Source organism: Bradyrhizobium rifense (genome assembly GCF_008123425.1).
Taxonomy (GTDB): Bacteria; Pseudomonadota; Alphaproteobacteria; order Rhizobiales; family Xanthobacteraceae; genus Bradyrhizobium; species Bradyrhizobium rifense.
The window spans coordinates 1-12252 of the sequence record NZ_VSSS01000105.1; the positions used below are offsets into that span (position 1 = coordinate 1).

The 12252-nt window shown below is 64.2% G+C and carries 13 protein-coding genes; 2 read left to right on the forward strand and 11 right to left on the reverse strand.

The features are described from left to right. The coding region (locus FXB40_RS46005; RefSeq protein WP_148778863.1) for a thiamine pyrophosphate-binding protein at nucleotides 1–1110 on the reverse strand (1110 nt) is incomplete at its 3' end. A 145-nt stretch (nucleotides 1111–1255) separates the two neighbouring features. Here FXB40_RS46005 and FXB40_RS46010 point away from each other — a divergent pair. Next, on the forward strand, nucleotides 1256–1684 hold the full coding sequence (locus FXB40_RS46010; protein ID WP_187437589.1) for a TfoX/Sxy family protein: 429 nt from the start codon (nucleotides 1256–1258) through the stop codon (nucleotides 1682–1684). Here the strand turns inward: FXB40_RS46010 and FXB40_RS46015 are convergent. The 3 genes from FXB40_RS46015 to FXB40_RS46025 all read right to left on the reverse strand — a co-directional run bounded on the left by FXB40_RS46015 (nucleotide 1638) and on the right by FXB40_RS46025 (nucleotide 5114). Further along, entirely contained in the window at nucleotides 1638–2144 is a 507-nt protein-coding gene (locus FXB40_RS46015; RefSeq protein ID WP_148778864.1) for a GFA family protein, read from the reverse strand. The two genes, FXB40_RS46010 and FXB40_RS46015, sit on opposite strands and share 47 nt — an antisense overlap. A gap of 224 nt (nucleotides 2145–2368) precedes the next feature. Then, nucleotides 2369–3496, reverse strand: coding sequence for an alkene reductase (locus tag FXB40_RS46020; RefSeq protein WP_148778865.1), 1128 nt, complete (start codon nucleotides 3494–3496; stop codon nucleotides 2369–2371). A gap of 121 nt (nucleotides 3497–3617) precedes the next feature. Next, on the reverse strand, nucleotides 3618–5114 hold the full coding sequence (locus FXB40_RS46025; protein WP_148778866.1) for an aldehyde dehydrogenase family protein: 1497 nt from the start codon (nucleotides 5112–5114) through the stop codon (nucleotides 3618–3620). A 187-nt stretch (nucleotides 5115–5301) separates the two neighbouring features. On the opposite strand from FXB40_RS46025, the gene FXB40_RS46030 reads away from it, so the two are divergent. Next, nucleotides 5302–6147: an SDR family NAD(P)-dependent oxidoreductase gene (locus FXB40_RS46030; protein ID WP_148778867.1), complete on the forward strand. Its 846-nt coding sequence runs from the start codon at nucleotides 5302–5304 to the stop codon at nucleotides 6145–6147. Here the strand turns inward: FXB40_RS46030 and FXB40_RS46035 are convergent. The 7 genes from FXB40_RS46035 to FXB40_RS46065 all read right to left on the reverse strand — a co-directional run bounded on the left by FXB40_RS46035 (nucleotide 6144) and on the right by FXB40_RS46065 (nucleotide 12160). Beyond that, the gene (locus tag FXB40_RS46035; RefSeq protein ID WP_148778868.1) at nucleotides 6144–7856 is read right to left on the reverse strand and encodes a S53 family peptidase; all 1713 of its coding nucleotides are present in this window, start codon (nucleotides 7854–7856) and stop codon (nucleotides 6144–6146) included. The two genes, FXB40_RS46030 and FXB40_RS46035, sit on opposite strands and share 4 nt — an antisense overlap. Nucleotides 7857–8017: 161 nt before the next feature. Further along, nucleotides 8018–8224 carry a hypothetical protein gene (locus FXB40_RS46040; RefSeq protein WP_148778869.1) on the reverse strand — a complete coding sequence of 69 codons (207 nt, stop codon included), beginning with the start codon at nucleotides 8222–8224 and terminating at the stop codon, nucleotides 8018–8020. Between the two features lie 72 nt (nucleotides 8225–8296). Beyond that, nucleotides 8297–8710, reverse strand: a complete 414-nt coding sequence (locus tag FXB40_RS46045; RefSeq protein ID WP_148778870.1) for a Rieske (2Fe-2S) protein — start codon at nucleotides 8708–8710, stop codon at nucleotides 8297–8299. Between the two features lie 5 nt (nucleotides 8711–8715). Continuing rightward, the gene (locus FXB40_RS46050; RefSeq protein ID WP_187437590.1) at nucleotides 8716–9828 is read right to left on the reverse strand and encodes an amidohydrolase family protein; all 1113 of its coding nucleotides are present in this window, start codon (nucleotides 9826–9828) and stop codon (nucleotides 8716–8718) included. Nucleotides 9829–9842: 14 nt separating this feature from the next. Next, nucleotides 9843–10904: an amidohydrolase family protein gene (locus FXB40_RS46055; protein ID WP_148778872.1), complete on the reverse strand. Its 1062-nt coding sequence runs from the start codon at nucleotides 10902–10904 to the stop codon at nucleotides 9843–9845. 243 nt (nucleotides 10905–11147) lie between these two features. Further along, nucleotides 11148–11423: a YiaA/YiaB family inner membrane protein gene (locus FXB40_RS46060; protein WP_148778873.1), complete on the reverse strand. Its 276-nt coding sequence runs from the start codon at nucleotides 11421–11423 to the stop codon at nucleotides 11148–11150. Between the two features lie 41 nt (nucleotides 11424–11464). Beyond that, nucleotides 11465–12160 (reverse strand): PspA/IM30 family protein, encoded by a 696-nt coding sequence (locus tag FXB40_RS46065; RefSeq protein ID WP_148778874.1) that lies wholly within the window; start codon nucleotides 12158–12160, stop codon nucleotides 11465–11467. Nucleotides 12161–12252 lie beyond the last annotated feature (92 nt).

Below are 12252 nucleotides of genomic sequence, written 5' to 3' on the forward strand. Positions count from 1 at the left end.
GCTCTTGCCCATCTGCTCGACCAGCACGCCGCGCCGCGCCGTCCAGTTCTTCGGCGCAAGCTCTGCGAGCCGCTGCCTGGCGCGACTTGCCAGCGCGGCACCGCCCATCTCTTTGAGCACCGGGATCAGCGCGCGCAGCGTTTCCTTCACATCCGCCTTGAGTGCGATCTCGGCGCCGTAATTCTTGGCTATCTCCCAATCGACGAGACCGACCTGCACGATGCCGAGGCCATCCGGCAGCGCATCGACCTCGCTATAGACCGACATCCGCAGGGGATCGCCGCCGAGCGCGACCAGGAGGTCGTACGGCGCGAGCGTATCGCGCGCGATCTTTTGCACGCGCGCCAGCGTTCCGACGAAGCTCGGGCTTTCGGAGAGGAAGTGCGAACCATAGGGCGTCGAGGACTGGTAGGCGGCAGCACCGAGCAACTCGGCGAGTTCGGCCGCTTCCTTCAGCGCATCGCTCTTGACCACCTCGTCCATGGTGACGATCACCGGAAGCTCGGCCTTCAGCAGCCGCGCTGCAAAAGTCCTGAGCGCTTCGTCCGACGGCTTTACGCGCGCGTCGATGCGGGTGGAGCGGCCGAGATCGATGCCGGCCTCGCTATTGAGGATGTCGCCGGGCAGCGAGATGAACACCGGCCCGGTCGGCGGCGTCATCGCGACCTTGGCGGCGCGGCGCACGATACGCGGCAAATCCTCCAGCCGCGTCACCTCGACCGCCCATTTCACCAGCGGCTCGGCCATGCGCACCAGCGGACCATAAAGCACCGGCTCCATCAGGCCGTGGCCCTGCTCCTGCTGGCCCGCGGTCAAAATCATCGGCGTCCCCGTGAACTGGGCGTTGTAGAGCGAACCCATGGCGTTGCCGAGGCCGGGCGCGACATGGACGTTGCAGGCGACGAGCTTGCCGGAGGCACGGCTATAGCCATCCGCAATCGCGACCACCAGGCTCTCCTGCATCGCCATCACATAGGTGAGATCGGGATGGTCCTTCAGCGCATGCATGATCGGCAGCTCGGTGGTGCCGGGATTGCCGAACAGATGCGTGATGCCCTCGTCCTTGAGCAGCGCGAGAAAGGCGGAACGGCCGGTGATCTTGTTCTTCATGTTTCCTCCAGGCCTCGCGGGCGATGCCGCGAGGCGACGCGCATGATGGCCGAAGTCGCGGGATGCGCGCAAGGAAGCGCGCTCATGGCTGCCTTGCGCGCGCGACGAGAAGCTGGAAGGATAGGCCGAAGCCGGAGGGACCGTCATGGCCTACGACGAAGGCACCGCTGCACGGGTTCGCAAGTTGCTGGCGGGCCAACGCCACGTCGCGGAAAAGAAGATGATGGGCGGCCTTTGTTTCATGGTGGACAACGTCATGTGCTGCACCATCAGCGGCCGCGGCGGCATGCTGTTTCGCATCGGCCCCGAGGCGCATGCGCGGATGCTGAAGGAGCCACACACGAGTCCGATGGAAATGCGCGGGCGCATCATGACCGGGTTCGTGCGGGTCTCTGATGAGGGCACGCGATCCGATGCCGGGCTCAAGATCTGGGTGAAGCGCGCGCTCGATTTCGTGGCGACGATGCCGGCCAAGCCGCCGGCGAAGAAGGCTGCGCCGCGCGCGGCGGCGTCGGCCAACGCGAAGGCTAAAATGCCTCCTCGCGGCCGAGCTCGAACGGATCCTCGCCGCTAGCGCGCTTCTTCTTTTTCGAGCGCTGCCAGACCACGCCGGGAAAGCCCTTCAACGGCACCAGCGGCTCGCCGGTATAGGCCCATTCCTGCAACTCCTCGATCGCGATGTGATAGAGCGGCTGGCGTCCGGTGCGCTCCTTGAAGAGCGCGCGCGGGATGTTGACCATGTGCGGGCCGCGCGGGCGCTCATAGGCGATCGGCGTACCGCAATGGGCGCAGAAGCTGCGCGCAGTCTTTGTCGCCTTGTCCTCGTAGCGGGTCAACGCGGTCTTGCCGGAGATGATGCGAAAGCGCTTCTTCCAGCTGCCGACATAGGTGGCGTAGGCAGCACCATGAGCACGGCGACTGGCGGCGGAATGATCGTGCCAGGCCCATCGCGCGGGGATGTCGATCTCGAAGGTGACTTTGCCGCAGAGGCATTGGCCGGTGGCGGTTCCTGCGGCGACTGCGGCTTTGGCCATGGAAGTCTCTCCGTCGTCATTGCGAGCGTAGCGAAGCAATCCAGAGTCTTTCCGCGGCGGGATGCTGGATTACTTCGCTGCGCTCGCAATGACGGAGTTTGTGGTGCGGTCGGAGCTACACAATAACTCCGTAGCCCGGATGGAGCGAAGCGCAATCCGGGGTCTTTTGCCTCGCGGAACGAAAACCCGGATTTCGCTGCGCTCCATCCGGGCTACGAACGTCCCTACGCCGGCGTCAGCTCGTCATAAACCGGATAATCCGTATACCCCTTCTCCTCGCCGCCATAGAACGTGGCGCGGTTATATGGCGTGACCGGATAGTCGTGCTCCAGGCGCCGTGGCAGATCGGGATTCGAGATGAAGATGCGGCCAAAGGCGATGATGTCGGCGTGGCCGTCGGCGATCGCCGCGTTCGCCGTCTCGCCAGTGAACCCGCCCGCGGTCATCAGCACGCCGCTGTAGTGCGGACGGAATAGCACCATCGCCGACGGCACGTTCTCCCAGTGGACGTCGGCACGGCCGGCGCCGCTGGAGCGCGGCTCGATGAAGTGCAGATAGGCAAGGCCGAGCTTGTCGAGCGTCTTCACCACGTGGGTGTAGAGCGGCATCGGGTCGGGCTCGCCGGAATCGTTGGCGATGCCGTGCGGCGACAGCCGTACGCCGACGCGATTGGCGCCCCAGACGTCGATCGCGGCCTGCGTCACTTCCATCAGAAGCCGCGCGCGGTTCTCGATTCCGCCACCATACTGATCGGCGCGCCGGTTGCTGCGCGACTGCAAGAACTGCTCGAGCAGATAGCCGTTGGCGCCGTGGATCTCGACGCCGTCGAAGCCGGCGGCGAGCGCGTTCTTCGCGCCCTGCCGGAACGCCTCGACAATGCCCTTGACCTCGTCGGTCTCCAGCGCGCGCGGCGTCTCGTAGTCAGAAATCTTGCCGTCGGCGGTCATCGCCTTCATGCCTTCGGCCTTGATCGCGATCGCCGAAGCCGAGACCGGCAGCTCGCCGCCATGAAAGGAGGAATGCGAGACGCGGCCGACATGCCAGAGCTGGAGGAAGATGATGCCGCCCTTGGCATGCACAGCATCCGTCACCTTGCGCCAGCCGGCGATCTGCGCCTCTGAATAGATGCCGGGCGTCGCCGGATTGCCGCGGCCGTGCGAGAGCACGGGCGAAGCTTCAGCGATCAGCAGACCGCCCGGCGTGGCGCGCTGGCCGTAATATTCGGCATTGAGCGGCCGCGGCGAAAAGCTCTCGCGCTCGGCGCGCATGCGCGTCAGCGGCGCCATCGCAACGCGATGCGCGAGCTTGTACGGACCGACCTGCAACGGTCTAAACAACGCCTCGAATTTCATGCGGACCCCGGATGTCTATGAAAGGATGCGGATCATATAGCGAGGGGCGGCCGCCGGAAAAGGCGCCGCCCCCACCAAAAGCAGATATTTCCTCCCCGCGGAACGCGAGAGAGAACAGTTATTACGCCGTCTTGATCCAGACGGCCTTCACGTTGAGATATTCCTCGACATGCTGCTTGCCGGACTCGCGGCCGTAGCCGCTCATCTTGTAGCCGCCGAACGGCACCGCGGGGTCCATCGCCTGGTAGCAATTCACCCACACCGAGCCGGCGCGCAAGCGTTTCGCGACCGCATGCGCCTTGGTGACGTCACGCGTCCACAGGCCCGAGCCGAGGCCGAACGTGGTGTTGTTGGCGCGCTTGACCAGCTCGTCCATGTCCTTGAACGCGATCGCGGAGATGACGGGACCGAAGATCTCTTCCTGCGCGATGCGCATGTTGTCCTGGACGCCCGCAAACACGGTCGGCGAGACGAAGAAACCCTTCGACAGCGCCCCTTCGGTGACGCGGCCGCCGCCGGCGAGCGCTCGCGCGCCTTCCTTCTGGCCGATGTCGAGATAGCTGGTGACGCGCTCGAGCTGCTGCTCCGACACCAGCGGGCCGATCTGGGTATTGGGATCAAGGCCATTGCCGACCTGCAGCTTCTTGCCGAATTCGGCGACGCGGCCGACGAACTCCTCGTAGATCGACTGCTCGACGAACAGGCGCGTGCCGGCGCTGCAGATCTGGCCCGAATTGGCGAACACCGCCATCGCTGCACCTGGTACGGCGGCATCGAGGTCGGCGTCGGCGAACACGATGTCCGGCGACTTGCCGCCGAGCTCCAGCGACACGCGTTTGAGGTTGCCGGCTGAGGCACGGATGATCGACTGACCCGTGACGTGCGAGCCGGTGAAGGCGACCTTGTCGACGTCATGATGCGAGGCGAGCGCGGCGCCCGCGGTTTCACCATAACCGGGCACGACGTTGACGACGCCGGGCGGAATGCCGGCTTCCATCGCGAGCTCGGCGATGCGCAGCGAGGTCAGCGGCGCTTCCTCGGCGGGCTTGAGCACCACGGTGCAGCCGGTCGCGATCGCCGGACCAATCTTCCAGAGCGTCGCGGTGAGGGGGCCGTTCCAGGGAATGATGGCGCCGACGACACCGACGGGCTCCTTCAGCGTGTAGGAGAAGATTTCGCCGGGCAGCGAGTTCTCGATGGTCTCGCCATGGATCGCGGTGGTCTGGCCGGCGTAGTAGCGCAGCATGCCGACGGCGCGCAGGCGATAGGCGCGGGTGCGGCTGAGCGGCGCGCCCATGTCGAGCGTGTCGAGCTGCGACAATTCGTCGAAATTCTTCTCGACGAGGTCGGCGAGCTTGAGCAGCAGGTTCTGCCGCTCGAACGGCTTTACTTTGCTCCAGGGCCCCTCGAAGGCGCGGCGGGCGGCGGCAACCGCACGATCGATGTCTTCCTTGTCGCCCTCGGCAACGGTTGCGAGCAGTTCGCCGGTGGCAGGGTTATGGGTCTCGAAGCGCTTGCCGGACGCGGCATCGACCCACTTCCCGTCGATCAGCATCTGCTTGTAGGACCCGTTGGCGAACGGATGGCGCGTGATCGGAATAGCCTGCGACACAGCCATGGCTGCACTCCCTAGGTAGGATGATTGATTGGGTTCGATCTGGGCGGGATCGTTAGGTCAAACAGAATACAGCGGCGCCTGAAGGGCGTAAAGTCGGCATGGAACGAAGCCCTGCCATGCCGACTTGTGCAGGGTCGCGCGAGCGCCATCTTATAGCCGAGTGCAACGCCCTTCCCGGAGAATAGCCATGCCGCATCCTGTCATCGCCAAGGGCAACGTCGCCGTGATCACCGGGGGCGCATCCGGCATCGGTCTTGCGGCGGCAACAGCGTTTGCGCGCGCCGGGATGAAGGTGTGCATCGCCGATGTCGACGAAGCCCGGCTGGCAGAGGTCGCAACAAAATTGTCATCCGTGACGGCTGCCACGAATGTGATGACATCGGTTGTCGATGTCAGCCGGGCCAAAAACGTGACGGAACTCGAACGCGCCGTGGGCGCGCATTTCGGCGGCACGGATCTGCTGATGAACAATGCCGGCATCCAGCCGGGCAGCACGCTGTTCGGCGAGCCGGACAATTGGCAGCGCATCATCGGCGTCAACATGTGGGGCATCATCAACGGCGCGCGCATCTTCGCGCCCAACATGATCGCGCGCGGCAAGGCCGGACTGATCATCAACACCGGTTCCAAGCAAGGCATCACAACCCCGCCCGGCGATCCCGCCTACAATGTCTCCAAGGCCGGCGTGAAGGCTTTTACGGAAGCGCTCCAGCACGAGTTGCGCAACACGAAAGACTGCCACATCACCGCGCATCTGCTGATCCCCGGCTTCGTCTTCACCGGGCTCACCGCAAAGGGCCGCACCGAGAAGCCGGCCGGCGCGTGGACGCCGGAGCAGACCGTCGATTTCATGATCGCGCGGCTTGAGGCTGGCGATTTCTACATCCTCTGCCCGGACAACGACGTGCCGCGCGCACTCGACGAGAAGCGCATGCTCTGGGCCGCCGGCGATATCGTCGAGAACCGCCCGCCGCTGTCGCGCTGGCATCCGGATTACGCGGATGCGTTCGCGAAGTTCGTGAAGGAGAGCTAGACCGCTCCACCGAGAGCCAGCAACAGCGAGGCTCCAATCGGCACGCCCCAGCCGGAGACGGCGTCAAATCCGGAGCCGGCTTCGAATCCGATACCGGGTTTCGGATTCGAGACGTTGTTGCCGATCGTGATGTCATGGCAGACGAGCCGCCCCATCGCGAGACCGTGCGACGTCTTCCCGTAGAGCAGCGGCGTGAGCCAGCGCTGTCGCTTGCGGGGCGGCAGCAGCGCATTGACGCGTGCGATCAATGAAGCCAGCACGGGCGTCGATGCGCTGGTGCCGCCGCCGGGGCTTCTCTCCCCCTGGAAGATCAAATCGTACATCGGCGGACCGGCCAGCGCCGCAAGATCCGGAACGATACGTCCCTTGATCCCATTCTTGTTCAGCGATGCGACCGAGACCTTCTGCCAGCCCGGCTTGGGGAAGATCGAACTGACCCCGCCGCCGGTGGCGCCGCCCACATCGCGGATGCGCCGCCCCTTGCCGACGCGCCACGTCTGTTCGACGGCCTTGCCGGACTTGTGGCGAATCATGGTTCCGCCGACTGCCAGCGAATAGGGGCTCGAGCTCGGAAAATCGACATGCGCGCGCTTGTTGGTCTGCATATCGCCGGACCCGTCATCCCCCGCAGCACAACAAACGGTGACGCCGCGCAGTGCGGCGAGATTCAGCCGTTCGTTGATCGCATTCAGCGCCGCCTTCGACCAGTCGCCGGAGTCCTCGGCGGCGCCCCAGCTGATCGAAAGCACCACCGGCCGATCCTTGATGGCCTGGTTGAGCAGATCGACCCAGCCCTTCTGATGATCCTTCGCGAAGTAGACCAGGATCTCTGCTTGCGGGCACAACCCTGCAACAATCTGCACGTCCATCATCACTTCGCCGGTGTAGTCGATCTCGTCACGCCGATTAGCTGGCTTCAGGCGCTTCATCTGTGCGAGGTTCCGGATCGGTGCGTCGATCGAGATGCGCTTCACCGTTGGCACGTCACGATCGAACAACTTGCAATAGGCGGAGAGATCGTCGGCAAAATAGCCGCCGCCGAACTCCGCCAGCGCAATCTTCTGGCCGGCCCCGCGCCCTTGCGGAAAACGATAATGATCCTCGATATCACGAGGCGCGAATGGCTTGAGCGGATGCGCGGTCTTTGCAGCCACCTTCGACGGCTTTCTGCCGGCGACCCGCCGTTCGCCAAATCCGAGTACCGCCGTGATGATCTTCTGGAGCTCCGCGGGCACCTCGTACTCGCCCTCGCGATCGCGGAACGTGCCCTGCTTGGCGCTTTCGTAGATTCCAAGGTGAGGGTGGAATGCCGCTTCCATCTCGGCAACAGTGCCGCTCACCTTCATGCTGCGCGTCTCGAGCGAGACTTCGTCGATGCTCAGCCCGAACTCGCGCAACACCTGCGAGACCTTGTTGGCATCGGCCTTCGAGGCTCCGCACTTCGCCCTGAACTGAGCCAACGACGGCGTGCGTCCGGCGAACGTTGCCGCATCCGGCAGCTTCGGCCCACGCAACGTCAGGGTCAGGTCGACCCGCTGATGCGGATTGGCGTCCTTCAGACGCCTGGCGCCCTTCTGGCGCGTACGCGCACTATCGGGAACGCGGACCAGCTGCTTCGCTGCTGCAACTTGACGATTTTTGGCGCTGGCGGCTCGCGGCGAACGCCGCGACGCGGCGGCTCGAGCACCCGTCCTTGTACGTGACACCATAGCAAAGCCCCTGCCCTCGGCACGACCAAGGGTTGCAGGCTATCGCCGAGCGTCTGACGCGTCAATTTTCGGGTTCTGGCTGGCGAACCCGCCAAGCATTTCGCGCTCGTCCTGAGGGCGACCAGCCGCAGGCGGAGCCGGCAGCGGCCGGCCTGAGCGCCTTACAGCGTCTCTTGCTGGTGCCCGCAATTCTTGCAGGCGAATTTGGCGCGGCTCTGGCCTTTTTCCGCCTGAACCCGGTTTGGCGCGCCGCACTTGCCGCAGACGGCCTCGATGCGGGTCGAGCCCTGCTTGACGACGATGGTCTTCTTTTCCATCGATTCGCGGATCAGGCGTTCGGCCTCCTCGCGCAGGGATTGTTTCGACAAAGCTCGTCTCCGCCTCTGAAAGCGCGAGAGCCATATCGCACTTGCGTTGGAATCTCAATCGGCAATGCCGGCTCAGACCTCGACAATCACATAGCTGTCTTCGACATGCACCGGGAACGTCTCGGCGACATACGGGCCTTTCTGCAATTCGTCGCCGCGTTCCACCGCAACCGGATATGACCGGATCTTGACCCGTTTCGGATCGAACCAGGACTGGCCGTTGCGCATGTCGAATTCCCAGCCGTGCCAGGGACATCGCAGCATCTCCCCGACCCGCGAGCGCTCATAGATGCCGGGCTCGGGCGAGGTCAGCCGCGCCACGCAAGCCGCTTTCTCCAGCGGCGCGCCTTCATGCGGACAGCGATTCAACAGCGCGAAGAACTCGTCATTGACGTGGAACACGACGATATCGCGACCCGCGATATCGACGACCTTGTTGCCGCCGGGCGGGATCTCGCTAGTGCGCGCGACGATGTGACGGGCCATGGTGATCAGAACTTGTAGACCGTACGGGCATTGGTGCTGAAGATCATCTTGCGCTCAGCCTCCGTGAGCGGCGTCTTGAACGCAAAGCGCGGATCGTCGAAATCCCAGTGTGGATAGTCCGACGAGAACAAGAGGCGATCGATGCCGACCCATTCGATCAGCGAGCGCAGATGCCGCGCCTCGTCGGGCTCGTCAACCGGCTGCGTCGTGAACCAGAAGTGCTCGCGGACATATTCCGACGGTTTTCGCTTGAGATGCGGCACCTCGGTGCGGAAGCGCTCGAAGTGCTGGTCCATCCGCCACACCGCTGCCGGGACCCAGCCAAAGCCGCCCTCGATGAAGACGATCTTCAGTTTCGGAAAACGCTCGAGCACGCCCTCGATGACGAGGCTTGCGAGCTGCGCCGCGATGGTGTGGGCATTCGAATGATGCTCCTCGACATAATAGGACGGCCAGCCGCCGCCGGTCGGCGCGTGGCCGCCATAGCCCCCCGTGTGAATGCCGAGCGGCAGGTCGAGCTCCTGCGCCCGTTCGTAGATCGGCCAGTAGCGGCGGCGGCCAAGCGGCTCGTTGGCGCGCGGCGAGACATTGATCTGGATGTATTCGCCGATCCTGGCACAGCGCTCGATCTCGGCGATCGCCAGATCCGTGCCGTCCTGCCCGACCAGGATCGACGCCTTCAGGCGCGGATCGCGGTGCGACCAGAACGCCAGCTGCCAGTCGTTGATGGCGCGCTGGATCGCCGCGCCGAATTCGAGGTTCTGCTGCGAGAAGATGAAGAGATCGAGCACCTGCAGGATCCCGAACTCGACATCGAGCGGATCGAGATGCTGCTTCTGCATGAAGGCAAGGTCGGAACCGGGCGGCCCTCCGGTCGGCGGCCAGGCATCGCGCCGCGCGATCAATGGCGAGGAGCGTGGATAGGGCGTGGTAAAGAGATAGGGCGTGCGCAGATGACTGCCATATTCCTTCAGATGCTGCTGCCAGCGCTTTGGCAGGAACTCGTTGAGATCGTCGAGGGAATGCAGGCTCGGATGCACATCGCAATCGACGATGCGCAGCCGCGAGGCGGCAGGCTTCTCGTCGTCACGCAATGGACGGTCGATGACTTCACTCATGCGAAACCTCCAAATTAGTTCAGCAACAACCGCGGAAACGTCTCCAGCGGATTGTCGACGCACATTTTTGCGATGATGCTCTTCGGCAGATGCGGCGGGATCGGATCGTCGCCGTCGAACTGCCAGTGCGGATAGTCGGACGCGAACAGGAACATCTTGTCGGAGCCCATCTGGTCGATGATCTCCTCGACGCTTTTGGCGTCGCCGGGCGCATCGAACGGCTGCATGGTGACGCGAAAATTGTCGCGGATGATCGCGGCCGGCTCGCGCTCGACCCAGGGCACCTCGACGCGGACGCCGCGCCAGGTCTTGTTGGCACGCCACATGAAGGCCGGCAGCCAGCTCACGCCTGACTCCATCAACACGACCTTGAGATCGGGATACTTACCGAACACGCCCTCGTAGATCAGGCTCAGAATCTGGGCCTGAAACGCCTGTGCCTCGACGAAGTAATATTCATAGCGATGCGACGGCCAGCCGGCCGAGCTCGGCGCCTGCCGATATTGCGTGCCGGCATGGATCGCGAGCGGCAGCTTGTATTTCTCGGCGAGCTGATAGACCGGCCAGAAATGCCGCCGGCCCAGCAGCGTCTCGCCCTGCGCCAGCACCAGGATGGAGACGAAGCGATTGTCGCTCGCGCGGCGCTCGATCTCTTCGATGGCGAGATCCGGCGCCTGCATCGGCACCACGATGGAGGCGCGCAGGCGCGGGTCGCGCGAAAGCCATTCGGCGTCAATCCAGTCATTGATCGCCTTGCAGAAATCCGCCGCCATATAGGCGTCGAACACGGCCTGAGCGCCGTAGAGCACGTTGAGGATCGCGTGGCTCGCGCCCAATTGGTCGAAGGCGCCCTTCTGCACCATCGCCAGATCAGAGCCGGGCTTCGTGCCATTGGTCGGCCGCCAGTCGGAGCGACCGGAAAACGGCATACTCGGCGGATAGGAGGTGAGGTCGAGGCCGTCGATCGCACGGCTCACCACCTGCTCTTTCCAGTGATCGCTGAGATAAGGAAGCAGCGTCGTGCGCGTGCCACCAACCGCCGGGTGGATGTCGCAGTCGATCCGCGTCACCGCCATGGATGCTTCCTCATGCCGTCTTTATTGGCGGCGTTCTTTGCACCGCATGCGCAGAGTGCTCCGGGCCAAGCCGGTGCGCAAGGGCACAGGCCTGCGTGATCCGTCATGGCTCGGTTGCATTTCGCAGGCGCGATATAAAGCGCTTCGATCATCGCGCGCAGCTACAGCGCTGCGCAGGCGGCGGATGCTTTCGCATCCACCGCCCATGTTGAAGATGGCGTCGCCCTTCGATGCGCTCTCGCCTCAAGCGGCTTTGGAGACTTCCATCAGCAGCCGCTCGGCCTTGGCATCTTCGATCCGGTTCACGAGCCGGCTGCTTTCGTGATTGTCGCGCACAGTCTTCGTCAAAGTGATGCAGGTCTGGATCAGCATCACGATGCCCATGGTCAGATAGCCCTTCATCCAGAGGTCGATCGGCAGGAAGAAGATGCCGATGGCGACAAGGAACGCGGAGGCTGCGAAGGACGCGTAAGTGAAGGTCACCCAGGCGCCGCTGTGGGGTTGGCCGTTCTGGTTCATGATCGTCTCCTGTTGGTTCGATTGATGATTGGGGTTCAAGTTCAGGCGGTGGGCATGCGCTTGGACTTCAACCGCGCCAGCACATCGTCCGCGGTTGTCTTGAGCCGGGGACCAAAGCCCTGTTCGGCGAGTCGTTCGGCGGTCGCGAGCGGACCGGTGGCCGCATCGAGTTCGACCAGCGCGTCATCGGCGGCCTGGGCCTCAAGCTGCCGTTCGCGCAGCCGCCTCAGGGTGCTCTCCGCTTCCGGCAGCGTGGATTCGTAAGGGCGAGCTGCTTCGATGCCGCTGCGGCGAAGCGAGCGCACCGCTTCCGAGGCGCGGGCGACACGACGGCCGCGATCGAGCTCGGTGATGCGGGCCTGCGCAGTTGCGACGTGCCGCTTCAGCCGGGCGATCTCGGTCGCGAACAATGCACGCGCCGTCAGCGCCGCATCGCGGTCGGCCTCGAGGCCGGCGATGGCTTCGGCCGCCTCCTTGGCGAGATCCTCGCGGCCACCATCGAGCGCCGCAACCGCGCGGGTCTCGAGATCGGCGATGCGGGCGACAGTCGCCTCGAGCTTGCGGCCCTCCTGCTGGTCCTGGGCGATGGCCAGCGCCAGCGTCCGCTTGCTGCGCTCGACGGCCGCGGCCGCATCGCGCATCTGCTGGTCGAGGATCAGAAGGGCCGTGCGGTCCTCCAGCTCCTCGCCCGCGGCGGCCACGCTGCCGCGGAAAAGCGTTACTACGGTCTTGAACATCTGCAGCTCCCTGTTATGAGCGTTGCTCACAAATGATTAGTAGCAGCAATCTTGAACATCGTTCAAGAAATATTTGAGCGGTGCTCATGATT

Excerpts from the sequence above, each read along its gene's own strand:
- FXB40_RS46010 (WP_187437589.1), top strand. The coding sequence starts at position 1,256 with ATGGCCTACGACGAAGGCACCGCTGCACGGGTTCGCAAGTTGCTGGCG.
- FXB40_RS46015 (WP_148778864.1), bottom strand. The coding sequence starts at position 2,144 with ATGGCCAAAGCCGCAGTCGCCGCAGGAACCGCCACCGGCCAATGCCTC.
- FXB40_RS46020 (WP_148778865.1), bottom strand. The coding sequence starts at position 3,496 with ATGAAATTCGAGGCGTTGTTTAGACCGTTGCAGGTCGGTCCGTACAAG.
- FXB40_RS46025 (WP_148778866.1), bottom strand. The coding sequence starts at position 5,114 with ATGGCTGTGTCGCAGGCTATTCCGATCACGCGCCATCCGTTCGCCAAC.
- FXB40_RS46030 (WP_148778867.1), top strand. The coding sequence starts at position 5,302 with ATGCCGCATCCTGTCATCGCCAAGGGCAACGTCGCCGTGATCACCGGG.
- FXB40_RS46035 (WP_148778868.1), bottom strand. The coding sequence starts at position 7,856 with ATGGTGTCACGTACAAGGACGGGTGCTCGAGCCGCCGCGTCGCGGCGT.
- FXB40_RS46045 (WP_148778870.1), bottom strand. The coding sequence starts at position 8,710 with ATGGCCCGTCACATCGTCGCGCGCACTAGCGAGATCCCGCCCGGCGGC.
- FXB40_RS46050 (WP_187437590.1), bottom strand. The coding sequence starts at position 9,828 with ATGAGTGAAGTCATCGACCGTCCATTGCGTGACGACGAGAAGCCTGCC.
- FXB40_RS46055 (WP_148778872.1), bottom strand. The coding sequence starts at position 10,904 with ATGGCGGTGACGCGGATCGACTGCGACATCCACCCGGCGGTTGGTGGC.
- FXB40_RS46060 (WP_148778873.1), bottom strand. The coding sequence starts at position 11,423 with ATGAACCAGAACGGCCAACCCCACAGCGGCGCCTGGGTGACCTTCACT.
- FXB40_RS46065 (WP_148778874.1), bottom strand. The coding sequence starts at position 12,160 with ATGTTCAAGACCGTAGTAACGCTTTTCCGCGGCAGCGTGGCCGCCGCG.